The organism is Pseudarthrobacter sp. H2, from assembly GCF_050157045.1.
Classification (GTDB): domain Bacteria; phylum Actinomycetota; class Actinomycetes; order Actinomycetales; family Micrococcaceae; genus Arthrobacter.
Window position 1 is genome coordinate 4,914,049 of the sequence record NZ_CP189594.1, and the last position, 19,922, is coordinate 4,933,970.

Here is a 19,922-nt window from a genome sequence, read left to right on the forward strand (position 1 = left end):
TTCCTTATTTTCGAAAATCTATTGTTTAACTAGTGAAACTGGGGCACTCTGGGCTGACGACAGGCGCGAGGACCACCGCGCGCCGCGACCCAGCAAAGGGATCTCAATGGCGATTCTCCCGACCCCCACCGGCTCCATCACGAATGGAGCCGCCCCCGCATCCTCCGACCGTTCCGGGACGACCTTCCAGGGCATCCTGCTCCTGATCGGAAGCTGCCTTCCCGTTCTCGGCGCCGTCCTGCTCGCGCCCTCCCTGCCGAATCTCATGCAGGTTTTCGCGGCCACCCCCGGCGTTGCCGTCCTCGTGCCGATGATCCTGACCGTGCCCGCCCTGATGGTGGCCATCGTGGCCCCCATGGCAGGCGCCGCGGCAGACAAGGTCGGACGCAAGCAGGTGCTGCTCGCGGCGATGATCGCTTACGCCGTCCTCGGCGTCGCCCCGTTCTTCATGGACAGCCTCGAGGCCATCGTCGTGACCAGGGTGGGTGTCGGCATCTGCGAGGGCTTCATCATGACGTGCTGCACGACGCTCCTGGGTGACTACTACTCGGCGCAGCGCCGCAACAAGTACCTTTCATTGCAGACTGTGGTCACCACCATCAGCGCCACGGTCTTCCTGGCGGCGGGCGGTGCGCTGGGCTCACTGAGCTGGCGTGCACCGTTCTGGCTCTACGCCATCAGCATTGTGATCGCCGTGCCCATGATGTTTGTGCTCTGGGAACCGGTGAAGCAGCCCACCAAACATCTCCGCCAGGCAGTGCCGTGGAACCAGATCATCAGGCCCGCCCTCGTGACCCTGTTCGGCGGCATCGTTTTCTACACTCTCGTAGTCCACCTTTCATTCCTGCTCGCCGGCCAGGGGCTGACGGACATTGGGGGCATCGGCCTGATGGCAGCGCTGGCTTCGCTGGCTACAGCCGTAGGCGCATTCTCCTTCCGCGCCGTCGGAAAATTCGGACCGCACCGGCTCATGCCGGCCGCCTTCGGCCTGACCGCGGTCGGATTCATCGTGATCTGGTTCGCGGGCAGCGTTCCCGCAGTCATGACCGGGGCCGTGCTGGCCAGTGCCGGCGCGGGACTGCTGCTGCCGACCCTGCTCACCTGGGCCGTGAACCTGCTCGCTCTCGAGGTCCGCGGAACGGGTACCGGTATCTGGACCAGCGCCCTCTGGATCGGCCAGTTCCTCTCACCGTTCATCATTGCCGCGCTGGGAGCGGCTGCCGGGGGCATGCCGGCCGCTGTCGGGATCCTGGGCATTGCCGCCGGTGCCGCCGCGGTCGTCAGCTTTTTTGCCCCCGGCAAGTCCGCCCGCACGGCAGCGGCCACGTCCTCGGTCCCGGTGAACTAATGGCCACGGCAGCAGCAACAGTGCACGAAGCCGGCCGTGCCGGGCCGGCCGCGGAAGACGCCGCGGAAGAAGAAGTGCGCCGGGCCGAACAACGACGCTTCGCAGCCCTGGTCGACGGAGACTTCGACACCTTCGACGACCTCTGCAACGACCGCTTCATCTACACACATTCCACCGGCCACCGGGACACCAAATCATCCTTTTCAGCGGCCTGCCGCAAGGGTCTGATCCGCTACCACCGGATCGACGCCACCGCCGAACAGATAGCGCTGGCCGGGGATTGCGCCGTGGTTACGGGCTCCATGGAAGCGGAACTGAGCGTGTCCGGAGCCCTGCGAACGGTCCGCAACGTCTCTACGTCCGTCTGGGTCCGTGAGGCCGGGGCCTGGAAGCTGTTGGCGTCCCAGCTGACGGCCGTCCAGGCTTAGCGCCGGCCAACCTGTCGTCGGAGTCGAGCGTTTCCCGGCCGGAATCCCCGGCCGGGAGGCGCTTATTCCCCGTTTGACGGCCTGCCGCATTTTGAATGCAGAAATAAATGATTGACATTTTCAAGGATTCGGGTTCTGATTGAACCAGACAACGGAGACCGGCGTCACACGCCGGCCCCAGGAGATCCGCCGCAAGGCGCAGTACAAAGGAGCAGCCATGAGCCTGTCAGGAAAAGTAGCAATCGTCACCGGAAGCGGCCGGGGCCTGGGCCTGGCCTACGCCCGGGAGCTCGCCCGCCAGGGCGCCGCCGTCGTGATCAACGACGTCGACGCCGGCGTGGCGGCCGAAGCGGTCCAGACCATCGAGGCCGACGGCGGCCGCGCCGTCGCCGTCGTGGCGCCGGTGGGCAGCACCGAATCCGCAAAGGCCCTGGTCGCGGCAGCCGTCGAGAACTTCGGCGGGCTGGACATCCTGGTCACCAACGCCGGCATCCTGCGGGACAAGTCCCTGCTGAAGATGACGGACGAGGACTTCGACCTCGTGATCAACGTCCACCTGAAGGGCACCTTCACCTGCGCCCGCGAGGCGTTCGCCTACTTCAAGGAAAACGGCATCGCCGGCCGCATCATCACCATCGGCTCGCCCACCGGGCAGCGCGGCAACTTCGGCCAGACCAACTACGCCGCTGCCAAGGCCGGGATCGTCGGCATGGTCCGCACCTGGGCGCTGGAGATGAAGAAGGCCGGCGTCACCGCCAACGCCGTCATCCCGGTGGCCGCCACCGCCATGACCAAGACCGTCCCGTACTTCCAGAAGGCCGTCGAGGCGGACGAGCGCGGCGAGGCCATGCCCGCCTTCTTCCGCCACGAGCTGGGCTTCGGCACCGCCGACGACGTCGCGGGCCTCATCGCCTTCCTCGCCTCCGACGCGGCGGCCGGCATCACCGGCCAGGCCATCGGCGCCGGCGGGGACCGCCTGCAGCTTTGGACCCACCCCGAGGCCGCGGCCACCGAATACCGCGAGGGCGGCTGGGGCTACGCGGACCTGGTGGAGAACTTCGGGAAGCTCTTCGGCGACAAGCTGCAGAGCGTCGGCGAGGAATTCCTCCCGCTCCCCGAAGACCTCAAGCCCGAAGCCGCCCAGCCGGCAGCAGCACAGGCGCGCTGAGATGGCTGCCCAGCGCTACGAACTCAACATCGACGTCGCCAAGCTCGACGCGATCGACATGCACGTCCACCTCGAAGTGGACGGCCACGGCCACGAATCTTTGCCGCCGGCTCTGACTGAAGCATCGGCGAAGTACTTCAAGGCCGAGGACCGCACCCCCTCACTGGACTCCATTGCCGAGACCTACCGCGGACTGAACATGGCCGCCGTCGTGTTCACCGTGGACGCCCGCACCCAGCTCAAGCACGAGCCCAACAGCATTGAGGACCTCATCGCCGGCGCCGCCCGGAACAACGACGTCCTGATCCCGTTCGGGAGCGTCGACCCCCGGACCGGCACCGAGGCCATCCAGGGGGCGAAGCGCCAGGCCATTGATCTGGGCGCCCGGGGCTTCAAGTTCCACCCGTCCCTGCAGGGCTTCGACCCCTCGAACGAACAGTTCTACCCGCTCTGGGAGGCCCTGCAGGACCTCGGACTGCCGGCCATCTTCCACACCGGCCAGAACGGCATGGGCGCCGGGCTCCCCGGCGGCTACGGCATCAAGCTGGGCTACTCCAACCCGCTCCTGCTCGACGCCGTCGCGGCGGACTTCCCCGAACTGCAGATCATCATGGCCCACCCCTCGGTGCCGTGGCAGGACGAGGCCAACTCCATCGCCACGCACAAGTCCAACGTGTTCATCGACCTCTCCGGCTGGTCCCCGAAGTACTTCCCGGAGTCCCTCGTGAGGATGTCCAACTCGGTGCTGCAGGACAAGGTGCTCTTCGGCACCGACTTCCCGCTCATCACCCCGCAGAAGTGGCTGCGCGCCTTCGCGGACCTGCCGCTCAAGGACGAGGTCCGGCCCAAGATCCTCAAGCACAACGCCGTCCGGCTCCTCGGGCTCGGAGTCTGAGATGTCAGTGGAGACCGAAAACCAGACCAGGCTGTACGGGGTCTGCGACTATTACGACGCCGAGTCGCTGCTCACCGCGGATGAGCGCAGCGTGCTCGGCAGGCTGCGGGCCTTCCTCGATGAGAAGGCCCGGCCGCTGCTGGCCGAGTACTGGGAACGCGGCGAATTCCCGGAGCAGCTCACCCGGCCCCTGATCGACCTGGACCTGATGGAACCGGCGGAGCTGACTGGCGCCCCGGGTGCAGAACGCAACCCGGCCCGCGGCATCTACCAGGGCTTCCGGATCTTCGAACTCGCCCGCACCGACGCCTCCCTGGCGACCTTTTACACCGCCCAGGCCGGGCTGTTCCGCACGGCCATCCGCGTGGGCGCCTCCGCGCAGCAGCAGGCCGAATGGATGCCCAAGGTCATCGACTTCTCGCTCAAGGGCGTCTTTTCCCTGACCGAACCGGACTCCGGCTCGGACATCGCCGGCGGGCTGTCCACCACGGCGCGGCGTGACCCGGACGGCCACGGCTGGGTCCTGGACGGTGCCAAGCGCTGGATCGGTGGCGCCTCCACCGCCGATGTGCTGGCCGTGTTTGCCCGCGACGTGGCCGACGGCCAGGTCAAGGCGTTCCTGGTCGAGCGTGAGGCGGCCGGTGTGACGCTGGAGAAGATCCACGGTAAAACCGCGCTCCGGATGATGCAGAACGCGCACATCACGCTCGACGGCGTGCGCGTTCCGGAGTCCATGCGGCTGCACAACGTGAACTCCTTCCGGGACGTGGCCGCGATGCTGAAGGCCATGCGCTCGGATGTCGCGTGGATCGCGACCGGCATCCAGGCCGGCGCGTTCGAGGCGGCCCTGCGCTACGTCACGGAACGCCGGCAGTTCGGCCGCCAGCTCGGGTCCTTCCAGCTGGTCCAGGAAAAGCTCGCCCGGATGCTCGGCAACGTCACCGCGTCCCTTTCCCTGGTGGTCCGGCTGACGGAGCAGCAGGCCAAGGGCATCTACCGGGACCAGGACTCGGCCCTGGCCAAGATGCAGACGTCCCTGCTGATGCGCGAAACCGTGGCCCTCGCCCGCGAAGTGGTCGGCGGCAACGGCATCACGCTCGCCACCGACGTCGCCCGCTTCCACGCCGACGCCGAAGCCGTCTACTCCTACGAGGGCACCCACGAAATCAACGCCCTGATCATCGGCCGGGCCCTCACCGGCGAAAGCGCCTTCACCCGCTGACCCCACCACCACCCAACTGAAACAGCACCACCCCACTCCGACGCCGCCGTCGGACACTTCCCTACCCCAGCCATCCCTCCAGGAGGACACCATGCCCAACCTCGTCGTCGACTTCGACAAACTGCTCACCCTCGCCGGCACCGACCTCGGCACCACCGAATACCGCGAAATCACCCAGGAACAGATCAACAAGTTCGCCGATGCCACCGGTGACGACCAGTGGATCCACGTAGATCCCGAACGCGCCAAGGACGGCCCGTTCGGCGCCCCGATCGCCCACGGCTTCCTCACGCTCTCGCTCATCATCCCGTTCTGGGGCGAGCTGTTCGACGTCGACGGCGTCACCACCAAGGTCAACTACGGGCTCGACAAGGTCCGCTTCACCTCCCCGGTCAAGGTGGGTTCCCGGATCCGCATGCAGTCCACCATCGCCGAGGTCACCGAGGTCAAGGGCGGCGCCCAGATCAAGGTGGCCAACGTCATCGAAATCGAAGGCCAGGAACGCCCCGCCGTCGTGGCCGAGTTCCTCGCCCGCTTCTACAAGTAAAAGCGCCTCTTCAAGACCCTCTGTTCAAAGGAACAACCATGTCCGGACTCACCCAGCTTCAAGCCCTGGGCACCGCCGAGCGCCGCAAGGAAGCACGCACGGTCATCGCCTCCAGCTACCTGGGCAGCACCATCGAATTCTATGACTTCCTGCTTTACGCCACCGCGTCAGCCGTAGTCTTCCCCAAGGTCTTTTTCTCCGGCATGGACGACTGGGTGGGGGTGGTGGCCGCCTACGGCACGTTCGCCGCCGGCTACGTGGCCCGCCCGCTCGGCGGGATCATCTTCGGCCACTTCGGCGACCGGATGGGCCGCAAGGGCATGCTGATCATCTCCATGCTGGTCATGGGCCTGGCGTCCACCCTGATCGGCCTGGTGCCGGGAGCCTCGGCCATTGGCCCCTGGGGCGCGGTGCTGCTGGTGATCCTCCGGGTCTTCCAGGGCATCGCCGTGGGCGGAGAGTGGGGCGGAGCTGCCCTGATGGCGCTCGAGCACTCGGAATCGGGGAAACGCGGCTTTGCGGCCTCGTTCGTCAATGCCGGCGCCCCCACCGGCGCCGTCCTGGGCACGCTCATCATGGGCACCTTCTCCGCCCTGCCGAACGACCAGTTCCTCGCCTGGGGCTGGCGCGTGCCGTTCCTGCTCTCCTTCGTGCTGCTGGGCGTGGGCATGTTCGTCCGGCTGAAGGTTTCCGAAAGCCCCATCTTCAAAGCGGCTATTGAGCAGGAAAAGGCCGAGCAGGAGAAAGCGGCGCTCGAAGACAAAGCGGACGCCACAACAAAGCAGGTGATGCCCCTCCTGCAGGTGCTGCGTCGGCCCAAGACCCTCATCTTCACCATGCTCGCCGGCGCCGCGGGGTTCGGGCTCCAGGTGGTCCTGGCCACGTTCGCCGTAACTTACACCGTCTCCAAGGGCGCCGACCGGCAGGGCGTACTGTATGCCTTTGCCGCGGCCTCCCTGGTCTCCATCGTGTTCGTGCTCCTGGGCGGCAAGCTGTCCGACAAGGTGGGCCGGCGGCCGGTGATGATCGGCGGACTGGTGCTCTTCGTCATCTACCTCGTGCCGATGTTCGCGCTGCTCTCCTCCAACAACATCATGCTGATCTTCGTGGCCTTCGCCATCGGCCTGATGATCCACTCCACCCTCTTCGGGCCGTTGGCGGCGTTCGTGTCCGAGCAGTTCGGCACCACCTCCCGCTACACCGGCGCATCCCTGGGCTACCAGCTGGCAACCCTGCTGGGTGCCGGCTTCACGCCGGGCATCGTGGCGCAGATTTTCAAGGACTCCGGCCAGCAGACGTCGTCCGTGGTCTGGTTCCTGGCTATCATGTCGGCCGTGTCCATCGTGTTCATCCTCCTGACCCGGGAACCGAAGAACAACGACCTCCAGACGGTCCAGGCCTGACCCTGGCAGGGTTCGGGCCCGGAACCGGCCTCCGGTCCGGGCCTGAACCCGGCACACCGTACTAACCTCGTTATAGAAAGGACTCGCCGTGGAGAATTTTGGCATCGGCTCGTGGCTGCAACGTCGCCGCCCCAAGTCGGGCAGCAAGACTGCGCTGATCAGCGGGAACCACGAACTCAGTTATGAACAGTTCGCTGACCGGAGCGTCCGGCTGGCCAATGCGCTGCGGGACCGCGGCGTGGCCAAGGGGGACAGGGTGGCGTATCTGGGGGAGAACCACCCCTCGTTCCTGGAGACCCTGTTCGCCTGCGCCAGCCTCGGTGCCGTCTTCGTCCCGCTCAACACCAGGCTCGCACCTCCGGAACTGCAGTTCCAGCTGCAGGACAGCGGGGCCGCGGCGTTGGTCCACTCGCGGAGCCTGCGCGAACTGGCGGCCCGCGGATCGGCCGGCACGGCGGTGGCGAGACTCATCGCCGTCGACGATTCCGTTGACGGCGCGCCGTCCGGCGCCGCTGAGGGCCCGACGGCGGTGGAGGACTTCGAGCAGGTGCTGGCCTCCGGCGCGGACCGGCCCCTCGATGAACCGGTGACCCTGGACGACGGCGCCATGATCCTCTACACCTCGGGCACCACCGGGCGCCCCAAGGGCGCCCTGCTGACCCACGGGAACATCACCTGGAACTGCATCAACGTGATCGTGGATTTCGATTTCTCCTCGCAGGACGTGGCGCTGATGATTTCGCCGATGTTCCACGTGGCGTCGCTGGACATGGGGGTGCTGCCGACGCTCCTCAAGGGCGGCACCGTGGTTCTCGAGCCCAAGTTCAATGCCCGGCGGACGCTGGAGCTCATCGAAAAGCACCGGGCCACCACCATCAGCGGCGTGCCCACCACCTACCAGATGCTGTGCGAGGACCCGGCCTGGGAGACCACGGAGCTGGGCTCGCTGAACAAGCTGACGTGCGGCGGCTCCGCGGTGCCCATGCGGGTCCTGGAAGCCTATGAAGCGCGCGGCCTGCGGTTCTCCAACGGCTACGGAATGACCGAAACAGCACCGGGGGCCACCACGCTTCCGGCCGCCCGGTCCCGTGAGAAGGCGGGATCGTCAGGGCTTCCGCAGTTCTTCACCGACGTCCGGATCGCCGGCTTCGACGAACGCCCGGCGGCGCAGGGAACCGTGGGCGAGATCCAGATCAAGGGTCCCAACGTGATCCATGAATACTGGAACAGGCCCGAGGCAACGGCCGAATCCTATGCACCCGGCGGCTGGTTCAAGTCAGGCGACATGGGCTACAAGGACGGGGACGGGTTTGTCTTCGTCTCCGACCGGCTCAAGGACATGATCATCTCCGGCGGCGAAAACATCTATCCGGCCGAAATCGAGCAGGCCATCGCCGAACTCGAGGCGGTGGGAAGCGTCGCCGTGATCGGTGTTCCCGATGAGAAGTGGGGCGAGGTCCCGCGGGCGGTGGTGCTGCTGCGCGAGGGGGCGCAGCTCACCGAGGATCAGCTCAGGACCCACCTGGATGGCCGGCTGGCGCGCTACAAGATCCCCAAGTCCGTGGTGTTCGTCGATGAGATGCCCCGGACCGCCAGCGGCAAGATCAGGAAGGCCGATCTCCGGAAGCTGAGTTCCAGCCAGCAGTGACGCCGTGCCGGCACGTGCCGGCACGGCGCCCGCCGGGCAGGACCGCTCCGGGTCGCGCCGGCGGGTCAGTGGATCAGTGCCAGCAGGGCGCCCATCGTCACGAACAGCACCCCGAACATCCGGTTGAGGATCTTCTGTCCGCGGGCATCGTGGGTGAAGCGCTGGAAGGACCTGGCCGCGGCGGCGAAGAAGAACCACATCACCAGGATGTCGATTCCGATCACCGTCGCGGCCAGGACCAGGTATTGCGGCAGCAGCGGCTGCTCCGGGCGGATGAACTGCGGCATGAAGGCCAGGAAGAACACGATCGCCTTGGGGTTCAGCAGGTTCACCCACACGCCGCGGCGGAACATCGAGCGGGCCGGTTCATTCCGCAGTGCGGCGGCCTTCTCCTGGTCCAGGTCCGGTTTGTGCAGGAACTGCCTGATACCCAGCAAAACCAGGTACGCTGCGCCGGCGTAGCGGATGACGCTGAAGGCCACCGGCGAGCTGGCCACGAGCACCCCGACGCCCAGGGCCACGATCAGGATGTGCACCACCAGTGCCGCCTGCTGGCCCAGGATGCCCCACAGGGAGCGGCGGAACCCCGAGTTCAGGGAGTTGCTCATGGTGTTGATTGCGCCCGCGCCGGGCGTGAAGCTGATCAGGACGCCGGCGCCCGCGAGGGCCAGCCAAAGGGAAGGTTGCACCCAGCCAGTTTAAGGCCGCGGAGGTATCCCACTTTTCCCCTGGCGCTGCCCCCCAGTGCCCGCTTCAGCCGGCGCGGAGCCCGTAGCTCAGAATCATGTTGCCCTTGCTGGTCTGCTCGGATGACTGCAGCTCAAGCCGGGTCAGCGGATCGCCATCGTCGAAGAGCCGTCGGCCGCTGCCCGCGATCACGGGATGGACGATCAGCATCAGGCTGTCGAGCAGCCCGGCGAAGAGCAGCTGGCGGACCAGCGAGATGCTGCTGAAGACCCCGATGTCGCCGCCGTCGCCGTTCTTCAGGCCCGCGACGAATTCTTCCAGCGGCCCCTCAATCAGTTGCGAATTTTGCCACGCCAGCTCGCCGGCCAGGGTCCGGGAGGCCACAAATTTGGGCAGCGGGTTGATGAACCCGCCGAAGTCGGCGTCGGCTTCGGCATTCGGCCAGTACTCCGCCCATTGCTGGTATCCGACGCGGCCCAGGAGCCCGGTGTCGATCCGGCCCATCATCTCGCCCATCCCCGCCCCCAGCTCCTCGTCGAAGCTATCGAATTGCCATAGGAACGGGTCTTCCACCACGCCGTCCACGGAACTGAACAGGCCGGCCGTTACTTTGCGCATGGGTTCTCCTCGCCGCTGGGTCTTTGACTGCACCCTAGCGGCAGATCGGAAGGCAGGGAATACCCCGGACCGCGGCAGTGCCGCGATCCGGGGCAGTCACCAGCGCGGCGGGTCAGCCGTTGGAGGCGCCGCCGTCCGCGTCCGCATCGCCCGGGCCGCCATGTCCGCCGTGCGGCCCGCCCTGGCCCTGGTCCTGGGTTTCCGTGACCGTGAAGTTCGCATCGAGCAGGACGGTGGCGTGGGTGCCGTCCGCCTTGGTGATGTGGGCTTCGTAGGTGGCGCCGTCGGCGTCGGTTTCCATCCTTTCGATCGTCGCATCGGGCTGGGCAGCCTTGACGGCCGCCTCGACCTTCGTGGCGGTGTCGCCGGTGAGGATTTCCTCGGTCTTGCCGTTGGCCTGGTGGGGGCCGCGCGGGGCAGCGGTGCCGCCGTCGGACGTTCCGTAGCCGTAACCGTTCGCGGCAGTGGTGGCGGTCGACGTCGAAGTGCCGCTGGCGTCGTCGGCCATCGCCGGGAGGGCCGCCGCACCGATTGCGCCGCCGCTGATGACTGCGGCGAGCATGATTCCTGCAGTGGTCTTGTTGATCTTTGCCATCTGGATCTCCTTTGCTGGGGCCCGGATCCCCGGGCCGGCCGAGCTTTCGGCCTGTAACCAGCCTCGGGCGCGGAGGTATGGCGGGACTTTGGTGCCGCTGTGGCGGCGCTGTGAGTGTCGGCCCGCTGGTTGAGACTCGGGGGTGCGACGCCCGCCGCGCAAGGCCGGGCCGCATGGCCAAGACTGGCCAGCACGCGGAAGAAATCGAACAGCTCTCAGAATTGGCGCGGCAGGTTGTATCCGCGCTGCTGGAAACCTGCGAATGGTTGTATGGGCCATGGAACTACTAAAGAACTTTAGTTTTGAAATGATCGATATCTCAAAACTAAAGTTTTCATTGAGTTTCAGCAGGCAGGTCGCTCATGCGCGGTAGCTCAGCCACACTTACCGAGCCTTGAATGACTCCAGTGGAACATGGTCCGTGGCAGGTCGTCATGGTCAGGGTACTGGTCGAAATACGATCTTGCCCGAGCGGACATGTAGCCCGTTTCGTCGATGGCAAAATGGCCGATCAGTTGCATGCCCCGTTCGGCTGCCTTCGATTCCAACTTGTGTGCCTCGTCCATGATTGGCTCCGAAAAATCGTATTCACTGAATCTGCCAGGGTGGGCGATGGCAAAGTACCTGGTGTATTCCGGATCCAGCGCCACCAAGACTGCATCATGGAAAGGAGCCAGTGAGCCCGCAAAATCCTCTGCTATGACGTCGACGCTGTTCAGTCGCATTTCCGCGTCGACGCAGATCAGCACGAGCTTTGGCATGGGTTTGCCGTCCTGGACGATGAACGGCCGGGCAAGAAATTCGAAGTCGAAACCAGCTTGAATAATCATGATTCGACGCTACAAACCCCGCCCGCGGAGCTCCAGAGCCGGGAGTGACTATGTGGACAACGGCCTGCCAGTCATGCCCGGGCGATGACCTCGCCGTTGGGGATCAGGAACCAGCCGTCGTCGGTGGAGCCCCAGCGGTGCCAGCCCGCGGAAATCCGGGCCAGGTCGGCGGCGTTGGCGAAGCCGTATTCGAGGGCCTGGTCCGCGAACGCCGAATGCAGGACCCGCTCGCCCCACACCCGCGCCTGCCACCGGCGCTGCTGCCCGGTGGCATAGAGCCAGTTGCTGCTGGAGGGGGCGACGTCGGTGAACCCGGCGGACTGCGCCCACGACACCAGGCGCCGGCCGGCGTCGGGTTCGGCCCCGTTGCGGCGGGCGATGCGCTGGTACAGCTCCATCCATTCGTCCAGCTCCGGGATGGCGGGGTACCAGCTCATGCCGTGGAAATCGGCGTCGCGCACCGCCACGATTCCGCCGCGCGTGGCCACCCGGCGCATCTCCCGCAGCGCGGCCACCGGATCCGTCAGGTGCTGCAGCACCTGGTGAGCATGGACGACGTCGAACGTCTCGTCGTCGAACCCCAGGTCGTAGATGTTGCCGGCGACGAACGTGACGTTCTGCACGCCGCGTTCGGCGGACAGGGCGGTGGCCTGGGCGACCACCTCGGGGGAGCGGTCCAGCCCGGTGACCTGGCCGGGGGCGACGAGTTCGGCGAAATCGCAGGTGATGCTGCCCGGTCCGCAGCCGACGTCGAGCACCGAAACCCCTCGCGTAAGGTGCGGGATGACAAAGGCCGCGGAGTTCTCCGCGGTCCGTGAGGCATGGGCGCGGACCACGGACTCGTGGTGGCCGTGGGTGTAGACGTCTTCGGGCTGCTGGTCGCTCATAGGAAAACGCTACCCCTCCGCCCGGGAAATCCGTTCGAACCCACCCAACCAGGCAGCAGTTGTTGCCGTTCTGCCGCCTCAAACCGCCCGACTCAAAATGACACCGAATGCGAGTCAGCCGGGCGGGCGGACGACGGCGGCGTCCCCGGTTCCGGGCTGGGCCTGCGCCGCATCCTGGCCTGCTTCCTGCGCTGCCCGGATGGTTGCCTCGATCATGGAGTTCATGAACCGCGTGACGGTCGCCAGTTCCTCGGGCGTGAAGCCTGCCATCGCGTCGCCCATGTTGCGGGCGAGCGGGAGGAACATGGCACTGCCGTCGCGGTAGGCCTTCGGCGTCATGCGGAGCTGGACCTGCCGGCGGTCCGGGCCCTCCCGCTCCCGGACCACATGGCCCGAGCCGTGCAGCCGGTCAATCAGTGCGGTGGTGGCGGGGGAGCTGAGGTTGAGTTCATTCCGGAGGATGCCCGGCGTGACGGTCTCTCCCCGCGCGGTGTGGCGCATGATGACGGCCAGGGCGTTGAGGTCGGTCCGGTGCATGTCATTGCGACCGCCGGCGGCGTCCACATACCGGTTGGCTTCGAGGGTGAATTCCTGAAGGATCCGGATCAGGGGCGGGGGGCCTGCCGCTGCGGGATGTTCGGGTGTTTCAGCTGGCACGGCGCACGTCCCTCCTCCTTTGCCGTTGCGGCGCCTCGAATGGGCGTCCTCCGGAGTTTACTGCAGCGATTCCGGCCCACGCATATATCTCTATCGCGGAGATAGTCTATGCTGGAACATGTTGTACTCTTCCGCGGCACCCTCCAGAAGGATCCATGAACAAGACCCCTCACAGCACCGTGCGAGTCCCGTTCTGGCTGCGCTGGCTGGTTCCCCTGTTGCTCGTCATCACGTGGCTGGCCATCGCCGGAATCGGCGGACCCACTTTCGGCCGGCTGGGCGAGGTCTCGTCCAACGACCAGGCCTCCTTCCTGCCCGCGGGCGCCGAAGCCACCGAAGCCCAGGGTTGGCAGGCAAAGTTCCGGGACTCCAACGAAATCCCCGCCGTCATCGTGATCGAGAATGACGCCGCGTTCACTCCCGCGCAGCTCGGCCAGGCCGCTGTCCTCCAGGGCAAGCTTGAAGCGTTGAAGGGCGGCAGCACCGTCATCGGCCCCATCCCGTCCGAGGACTCAAAGGCCGTCCAGTTCGTGGTGCCCATCTCCTCCTCGGGGCAGGTCAAGGCAGCCGTCAAGGATCTGCGCGATACGGTCACGGCCTCCGCCCCGGAGGGTATGCAGACCTTCGTGACGGGCCCTGCCGGGCTGACGGCGGACCTCGTGAGCGCCTTCGCCGGCATCGACGGCATCCTGCTGCTCGTGGCGCTGGGCGCGGTGTTCCTGATCCTGCTGATGGTCTACCGCTCGCTGCTCTTGCCCATCGCGGTGCTGTTCACCTCCGTCTTCGCCCTTTGCGCCGCCATCCTGCTGGTGTTCGGGATGGCCAAGCTCGGCTGGATCCAGCTCAACGGCCAAAGCCAGGGCATCCTGTCCATCCTCGTGATCGGTGCTGCCACCGACTACGCCCTGCTGTACGTGGCACGGTTCCGTGAAGCCCTGACGCACACCGCCAACCGGACCGCCGCCGCATTGACAGCCTGGAAAGCCTCCTTCGAGCCGATCCTGGCGTCCGGCGCCACGGTCATCATCGCCCTGTTGTGCCTGCTGTTTTCGGACCTCAACTCAAACAAGGCGCTCGGCCCCGTGGCCGCCGCCGGCATCCTCTGCTCCCTCTTTGCGGCACTGACCCTGCTGCCGGCGCTGATGGCACTGCTGGGCCGCGCCGCCTTCTGGCCGCTCCGCCCGAAGCTCCTCCCGGCGACGGAACACGAGCCGGAGCTGGTCACCGGCATGGAAGGCCAGGAAGGGCTGTGGCGGGCCACGGGCATGCTGGTCTCCCGGCGGCCGCGGACCGTCTGGGTGGCTTCCGTGCTGCTGCTCCTGGTGGCGTCCGCCGGCGTCCTGCAGCTCAAGGCCAACGGCGTGGCGCAGACCGACGTCATCCTGAGCGCGTCCAACGCCGTCGACGGACAGGACGCCCTGGCGCGGCACTTCGACGCCGGTTCCGGCAGCCCCGCGGTGATCGTCGCCGACGAGGCGAAAGCGCAGGCGGTGCTGGACACGGTCAAGGCGGGCGACGGCGTCGGGGACGCCTACCTACTGGCCGACGGCAGCGTCCCCATCATCACCGGCCCACCAGCCGCCGCGGGTCCCCCCACCGCCCCCGCGGTGCGGGACGGAAAGGTGCTGATCAACGCGACGCTGAACTTCGCCGCGGACTCCAACGAGGCCGAAAGCGTTGTGGTGGACCTCCGCCAGGACCTTAAGAAGATCGACGACGGCGCCCTGGTCGGCGGCGTGACCGCGACGGCACTGGACACGAACACCACGGCCCAGCGCGACCTGGTCACCATCATCCCGGTGGTCCTGGCGGTCATCCTCGTGATCCTGATGCTGCTGCTGCGGTCTGTGCTCGCGCCGGTTCTGCTGGTGGCCTCGGTTGTCCTTTCCTACGGGGCCGCCATGGGCGTCTCAGCCCTCGTGTTCAACACCCTCTTCGGGTTCCCGGGGGCAGATGCCACGGTGCCGTTGTTCGGCTTTGTCTTCCTGGTTGCCCTGGGTGTGGACTACAACATCTTCCTGATGAGCCGGGTCCGGGAGGAATCGCTGAAGCATGGCACCCGGGCCGGGATCCTGCGGGGCCTGGGCATGACGGGCGGCGTGATCACATCCGCCGGTGTGGTCCTGGCCGCAACCTTTGCGGCGCTGGGCGTCATCCCGATCATGTTCCTGGTACAGCTGGCCTTCATCGTTGCCTTCGGGGTGCTGCTGGACACGGTGCTGGTCCGTTCCCTGCTCGTCCCCGCGCTGGCCTACGACCTCGGGGCACGGATCTGGTGGCCGGCCAGGCCGGGCCGGCGGGAGCAGGATGGGCAGGCACGCCACCGGCTGACGGCCGGGGACTCCGCCCCCGAGGACTCCGACCCCGCGCCAGCCGTCATTCGGTAGGGGCTCCCTGACCGCAGCCGCCGTCACCGTTCCTGGACCCCCCACCAGGCAACGGTCGCGGCGGCTGCTTCCTTAAGCGGTGTGGGGTGCAGGCCAAGGGCCGCCTCGCTGGCGCCGGAATCCATCACGAACGGCCGCTCGAACTGGTAGAGCGTCTCGACGAGCTCCTTCATGCCGGGCGAGAACCACCCGGCCGCCCGCACCACCCAGCCAGGAACAGCCGTGACCCGCGGTGCGGAGGCGCCGGCTGCGGCGGCGAATGCTCCGGCGATCTGCCGCTGCGTCAGCGCCGGCCCGGTGGGGGCGTGCCACACCCGGTTCCACAGCGCAGGGGTCCGGGCCGCCGTGATCATGGCTGCGGCCAGATCCGGGACGTAGGTGAAGGAATGCGGCTGTTCCGTGCTGCCGATCACCTGCAGGGACCTGCCCGCCAGCACCGGCCGGACCACGCGCTCGCCGGCATGGGAGCTGCGGACCCTCGGGCCGAAGAAATCGCTCGCCACGACGCTCACGGTATCCGCGGGGGACGCTGCCCGGGCGCGGAGCAGTGCGGTCCGCACCCCGCGTTTGCCGCCGCTTGCCTGGCGCGGACCATCCTCGCGCATCGTCCGTCCCGGCTCGCTGTAGGAGTACAGGCTTTCCGGGAAGACGACGACGGCGCCAGCCGCGGCCGCCACTGCCAGCACCGTCTGCTCGGCTGCCGGGAGTTCCTTTTCCCAGACCTTGGCGCTGTACTGCGAACCATGGATGCAGTGGAAAACGGCCCTGGCTCCGACAAAGGCGTCGCCCAGTTGCCCGGCATCCGACACATCCACGGCCCGCCTCTCGATCCGGGTGCCGGCAGGGCCGCTTCCGGACCGCGTCAGGACCCGCACCCGGTGGCCGGCCGCGGCCAGTTGCTCGGCGACCGTCCAGCCGACGGGGCCTGCTCCGGTGACTACAAACAGTTCAGACTGTCCGGACACATCAGGCTCAGGCGCCTTGTATTCGCTCACTGGTCTCCCTCTCAGTTGTGAGAGCACTGCTCTCACAACAAGAATGGCGCCGATGCGAGGGGAAGTCAAGAGCGGTGCTCGCATTTGTTGACAGTGCTCTGCATTGTGGAATGCTGGAACCATGCCCCTCGCCACAGCCAGCCCCGCAAAGCCCCGCACGCCTCGTGAGCGGGCGCGCGCCCGGACGGTTGCCGACATCATCCGGCTGGGCCGGGAGCACCTGGCGCTGCACGGGGCGGCGGCACTCTCCCTCCGTGCGGTGGCGCGGGACCTCGGTGTGGTCTCCTCAGCGGTGTACCGCTACGTGGAGAACCGCGAGGAGCTGCTGACGCTGTTGCTGATCGACGCCTACGGCGAACTGGGCGACGAAGTGGATGCCGCCGTCGAGGCCGTGCCGGAAGGCGACTTCGCCGGACGGTTCCGGGCGCTCGGACTGGCCGTCCGGAACTGGGCCTTGCGCGAGCCTGCCCGCTACGCCCTGCTGTTCGGCAGCCCGGTGCCCGGCTACCGCGCGCCGCCCGAGCGGACCACCGGCCCCGGAACCCGGGTCATCTACGCGCTGATGGCCATCTTCGACGGCGCCTACCGGGCGGGCCGGCTGACCGCGGAAGGCCACCCAGCCGCCGTTGTCGCGCCCATGGTGGGCCCGGGGCTGGCGGCGGACCTGGCGAAAATCCGGGCGGCGCAGGGCCTTGCTGTCGCCGATGCGCTGCTGGCGCGGGGGGCGCTGGTGTGGACCTCGCTGTTCGGTGCCATCAGCTTTGAGGTTTTCGGCCAGTATGGCCCGGACACTTTCGCTGCCCGTGACGAGCTCTTCGCCCACCATTTGGAACTGCTGGCAGGAGTGGCAGGCCTTCCTGGCCAGCCTGCCTAGGCTGCGTCCCGGCGCCCCCTGTTGCCCCCGCGCGGTGCTCGATAGACTGCCACTGCGCCCTCCCGGCGCGCCCGATGCTTCCAGGAAGGATCCGTCCATGTCTGAAGAGAGCATGTCTGAAAACAGCGAGTTTGACCGCACGGCGGCAGAACAGCGGCAGGGCGCCACGCCGGCCCCCGCCGCCGCCGAACCCGCCGAACCCGCCGTGACCGAAGCCGAGGATACAGAACCCGCCCCCGCCGAAGGCCAGTACGTCGAGGGCGACTACGGCGCAGCGGGGGTGGCCGGCGAGAATCCGCCCACCGCCGCAGAGGGCGAATACCCCACCGGCGACTACGGCACGGCGGGCGTGGCAGGCACGGCGTCCGTCGGCGCCGAGGCCGGCGATTACCCTGCGGGCGACTACGGCGCGGCCGGCGACGTCGGCGAGCCGGCCGCTGTCGGTGACGCCGCCGGTGGCGCAGCCCCCGCCGGCGAGCCGGCCGCCGTCGGCGACGCTGCCGCCGAAGAGGGCGAGTATCAGGAAGGCGACTACGGTGCTGCGGGAACCGCAGGAACGGCAGACACCCGGCGGGCAGACCAGCGCCGCAGTGACAACACGGAGCCCGACGACATCTAGTCTCCGCAAGGTATTCGCGCAGGGCGAACACCCGTCGCCCTGCGGCTTCCGCCTGCGGAATTCCGGGAAAAACCGCCGCTGGGACAGTCCTCCGGGCCGGCGTCAATCCAGAGTTGAGTCACATCCACTCAACTCTGGATTGACTTAAATCCAGCCCTGGGTAAAGTTGAGTGTAGATCGCTCAACGACGGCCGGACCTCCACGTCCGCAGCCAGGCCCAGCAGGTTTCCCAGAAAGAAGGAAGCAACATATGTCACGTGCAGTAGGAATTGACCTCGGAACGACCAACTCCGTCGTCTCCGTTCTCGAAGGTGGCGAGCCCACCGTCATTGCCAACGCCGAGGGTGGCCGCACCACGCCGTCGGTCGTGGCATTCTCCAAGTCCGGCGAGGTCCTGGTCGGCGAGATCGCCAAGCGCCAGGCCGTCAACAACATTGACCGGACCATTCATTCCGTCAAGCGCCACATGGGCACCGACTGGACCGTCGCCATCGACGACAAGAAGTACACGGCCCAGGAAATCTCGGCCCGCATCCTGATGAAGCTGAAGAACGACGCCGAGTCCTACCTCGGCGAAAAGGTCACCGACGCCGTCGTCACCGTCCCGGCCTACTTCAACGACGCCCAGCGCCAGGCCACCAAGGAGGCCGGCGAAATCGCGGGCCTGAACGTCCTCCGCATTGTCAACGAGCCCACCGCGGCTGCCCTGGCCTACGGCCTGGACAAGGGCAAGGAAGACGAACTCATCCTGGTCTTCGACCTCGGCGGCGGAACCTTCGACGTCTCCCTCCTCGAGGTGGGCAAGGATGAGGACGACTTCTCCACCATCCAGGTGCGCTCCACCGCCGGTGACAACCACCTCGGCGGCGACGACTGGGACCAGCGTGTTGTCGATTACCTGCTGAACCAGCTCAAGGTCAAGGGCATCGACCTGTCCAAGGACAAGATCGCCCTGCAGCGCCTGCGCGAGGCCTCCGAGCAGGCCAAGAAGGAACTCTCCTCCTCCACCAGCACCAACGTCTCCCTCCAGTACCTCTCCGTCACCCCCGACGGCCCGGTCCACCTGGACGAGCAGCTGACCCGCGCCAAGTTCCAGGACCTGACCAAGGACCTGCTGGACCGCACCAAGAAGCCGTTCCAGGACGTCATCAAGGAAGCCGGCATCAAGCTTTCCGAGATCGACCACATCGTGCTCGTCGGCGGCTCCACCCGCATGCCGGCCGTGTACGAGCTGGTCAAGGAACTCGCCGGCGGCAAGGAGCCCAACAAGGGCGTCAACCCGGACGAGGTCGTCGCCGTCGGCGCCGCCCTGCAGGCCGGTGTCCTGAAGGGTGAGCGCAAGGACGTGCTGCTGATCGACGTCACCCCGCTGTCTCTGGGCATTGAGACCAAGGGCGGTGTCATGACGCACCTGATCGAGCGCAACACGGCCATCCCCACCAAGCGGTCCGAGACCTTCACCACGGCGGACGACAACCAGCCGTCCGTGGCCATCCAGGTCTTCCAGGGCGAGCGCGAGTTCACCCGTGACAACAAGCCGCTGGGCACGTTCGAACTGACCGGCATCGCGCCGGCACCGCGCGGCGTCCCGCAGGTCGAGGTCACCTTCGACATCGACGCCAACGGCATCGTGCACGTCTCCGCGAAGGACAAGGGCACCGGCAAGGAACAGTCCATGACCATCACCGGCGGCACCGCGCTCTCCAAGGAGGACATCGACCGTATGGTCCGTGACGCCGAGGAGCACGCCGCGGAGGACAAGGCGCGCCGCGAGGCCACCGACACCCGCAACACCGCCGAGCAGCTCGCCTACTCCGTGGACAAGCTGATCGCCGACAACGCTGACAAGCTGCCGGAAGAGGTCAAGACGGAGGTCAAGGCCGACGTCGACGCCCTCAAGAAGGCCCTCGAAGGCACCGACGACGCCGCCGTGAAGACCGCGTTTGAGAAGCTGCAGGCGTCCCAGACCAAGCTCGGCGAGGCCATCTACGCGCAGGCCGGTTCGCCGGACGGCGCCACGGGCACCCAGGGCGCACCCGCGGGTGAGAAGGCCGCCGGATCCGACGAGGACATCGTCGACGCCGAGATCGTTGACGAAGAAGAGAAGAAGTAAC

19 protein-coding genes are annotated in these 19,922 nt (G+C 67.0%); 12 read left to right on the forward strand and 7 right to left on the reverse strand.

All coding sequences use genetic code 11. From position 1 onward, the window contains the following. Positions 1 to 106 precede the first annotated feature (106 nt). The 8 genes from ACQCSZ_RS22765 to menE all read left to right on the forward strand — a co-directional run bounded on the left by ACQCSZ_RS22765 (position 107) and on the right by menE (position 8,659). Positions 107 to 1,348 carry an MFS transporter gene (locus ACQCSZ_RS22765; RefSeq protein ID WP_427005860.1) on the forward strand — a complete coding sequence of 414 codons (1,242 nt, stop codon included), beginning with the start codon at positions 107 to 109 and terminating at the stop codon, positions 1,346 to 1,348. Next, positions 1,348 to 1,776 carry a nuclear transport factor 2 family protein gene (locus ACQCSZ_RS22770; RefSeq protein ID WP_427005861.1) on the forward strand — a complete coding sequence of 143 codons (429 nt, stop codon included), beginning with the start codon at positions 1,348 to 1,350 and terminating at the stop codon, positions 1,774 to 1,776. Before ACQCSZ_RS22765 ends, ACQCSZ_RS22770 begins: the two co-directional genes overlap by 1 nt. Before the next feature lie 217 nt (positions 1,777 to 1,993). Further along, positions 1,994 to 2,944, forward strand: a complete 951-nt coding sequence (locus tag ACQCSZ_RS22775; RefSeq protein WP_427008426.1) for an SDR family NAD(P)-dependent oxidoreductase — start codon at positions 1,994 to 1,996, stop codon at positions 2,942 to 2,944. Between the two features lies 1 nt (position 2,945). Then, positions 2,946 to 3,839, forward strand: coding sequence for an amidohydrolase family protein (locus ACQCSZ_RS22780; RefSeq protein WP_427005862.1), 894 nt, complete (start codon positions 2,946 to 2,948; stop codon positions 3,837 to 3,839). A 1-nt stretch (position 3,840) separates the two neighbouring features. Beyond that, positions 3,841 to 5,061 carry an acyl-CoA dehydrogenase family protein gene (locus tag ACQCSZ_RS22785; protein WP_427005863.1) on the forward strand — a complete coding sequence of 407 codons (1,221 nt, stop codon included), beginning with the start codon at positions 3,841 to 3,843 and terminating at the stop codon, positions 5,059 to 5,061. Between the two features lie 91 nt (positions 5,062 to 5,152). Continuing rightward, a complete protein-coding gene (locus ACQCSZ_RS22790; RefSeq protein WP_211879805.1) occupies positions 5,153 to 5,608 on the forward strand; it encodes a MaoC family dehydratase in 456 nt (151 codons plus the stop codon). Positions 5,609 to 5,646: 38 nt separating this feature from the next. Beyond that, positions 5,647 to 7,011 carry an MFS transporter gene (locus ACQCSZ_RS22795; RefSeq protein WP_427005864.1) on the forward strand — a complete coding sequence of 455 codons (1,365 nt, stop codon included), beginning with the start codon at positions 5,647 to 5,649 and terminating at the stop codon, positions 7,009 to 7,011. 88 nt (positions 7,012 to 7,099) lie between these two features. Further along, on the forward strand, positions 7,100 to 8,659 hold the full coding sequence (gene menE, locus ACQCSZ_RS22800) for an o-succinylbenzoate--CoA ligase (protein WP_427005865.1): 1,560 nt from the start codon (positions 7,100 to 7,102) through the stop codon (positions 8,657 to 8,659). Between the two features lie 65 nt (positions 8,660 to 8,724). Here menE and ACQCSZ_RS22805 read toward each other — a convergent pair whose 3' ends face one another. From ACQCSZ_RS22805 to ACQCSZ_RS22830, 6 genes are all read right to left on the reverse strand, one after another. Next, positions 8,725 to 9,348 carry a LysE family transporter gene (locus tag ACQCSZ_RS22805; protein ID WP_427005866.1) on the reverse strand — a complete coding sequence of 208 codons (624 nt, stop codon included), beginning with the start codon at positions 9,346 to 9,348 and terminating at the stop codon, positions 8,725 to 8,727. 64 nt (positions 9,349 to 9,412) lie between these two features. Then, on the reverse strand, positions 9,413 to 9,964 hold the full coding sequence (locus tag ACQCSZ_RS22810; protein ID WP_427005867.1) for a dihydrofolate reductase family protein: 552 nt from the start codon (positions 9,962 to 9,964) through the stop codon (positions 9,413 to 9,415). 112 nt (positions 9,965 to 10,076) lie between these two features. Next, on the reverse strand, positions 10,077 to 10,559 hold the full coding sequence (locus ACQCSZ_RS22815) for a hypothetical protein (protein ID WP_427005868.1): 483 nt from the start codon (positions 10,557 to 10,559) through the stop codon (positions 10,077 to 10,079). A 374-nt stretch (positions 10,560 to 10,933) separates the two neighbouring features. Next, positions 10,934 to 11,389, reverse strand: coding sequence for a hypothetical protein (locus ACQCSZ_RS22820; protein ID WP_427005869.1), 456 nt, complete (start codon positions 11,387 to 11,389; stop codon positions 10,934 to 10,936). 71 nt (positions 11,390 to 11,460) lie between these two features. Continuing rightward, positions 11,461 to 12,276, reverse strand: coding sequence for a class I SAM-dependent methyltransferase (locus ACQCSZ_RS22825; protein ID WP_427005870.1), 816 nt, complete (start codon positions 12,274 to 12,276; stop codon positions 11,461 to 11,463). Positions 12,277 to 12,390: 114 nt separating this feature from the next. Continuing rightward, the gene (locus ACQCSZ_RS22830; RefSeq protein WP_427005871.1) at positions 12,391 to 12,933 is read right to left on the reverse strand and encodes a MarR family winged helix-turn-helix transcriptional regulator; all 543 of its coding nucleotides are present in this window, start codon (positions 12,931 to 12,933) and stop codon (positions 12,391 to 12,393) included. A gap of 155 nt (positions 12,934 to 13,088) precedes the next feature. Between ACQCSZ_RS22830 and ACQCSZ_RS22835 the strand changes: the two genes are divergently transcribed. Further along, entirely contained in the window at positions 13,089 to 15,320 is a 2,232-nt protein-coding gene (locus tag ACQCSZ_RS22835; protein ID WP_427005872.1) for an MMPL family transporter, read from the forward strand. 23 nt (positions 15,321 to 15,343) lie between these two features. Here the strand turns inward: ACQCSZ_RS22835 and ACQCSZ_RS22840 are convergent, their stop codons facing one another. After that, entirely contained in the window at positions 15,344 to 16,267 is a 924-nt protein-coding gene (locus tag ACQCSZ_RS22840) for an NAD-dependent epimerase/dehydratase family protein (RefSeq protein ID WP_427008427.1), read from the reverse strand. A 169-nt stretch (positions 16,268 to 16,436) separates the two neighbouring features. On the opposite strand from ACQCSZ_RS22840, the gene ACQCSZ_RS22845 reads away from it, so the two are divergent. From ACQCSZ_RS22845 to dnaK, 3 genes are all read left to right on the forward strand, one after another. Next, positions 16,437 to 17,189 (forward strand): TetR/AcrR family transcriptional regulator, encoded by a 753-nt coding sequence (locus tag ACQCSZ_RS22845; protein WP_427005873.1) that lies wholly within the window; start codon positions 16,437 to 16,439, stop codon positions 17,187 to 17,189. A 97-nt stretch (positions 17,190 to 17,286) separates the two neighbouring features. Next, the gene (locus tag ACQCSZ_RS22850; RefSeq protein ID WP_427005874.1) at positions 17,287 to 17,808 is read left to right on the forward strand and encodes a hypothetical protein; all 522 of its coding nucleotides are present in this window, start codon (positions 17,287 to 17,289) and stop codon (positions 17,806 to 17,808) included. Between the two features lie 250 nt (positions 17,809 to 18,058). Beyond that, the gene (gene dnaK / locus ACQCSZ_RS22855; RefSeq protein WP_427005875.1) at positions 18,059 to 19,921 is read left to right on the forward strand and encodes a molecular chaperone DnaK; all 1,863 of its coding nucleotides are present in this window, start codon (positions 18,059 to 18,061) and stop codon (positions 19,919 to 19,921) included. The last annotated feature ends 1 nt before the right edge of the window (position 19,922 follow it).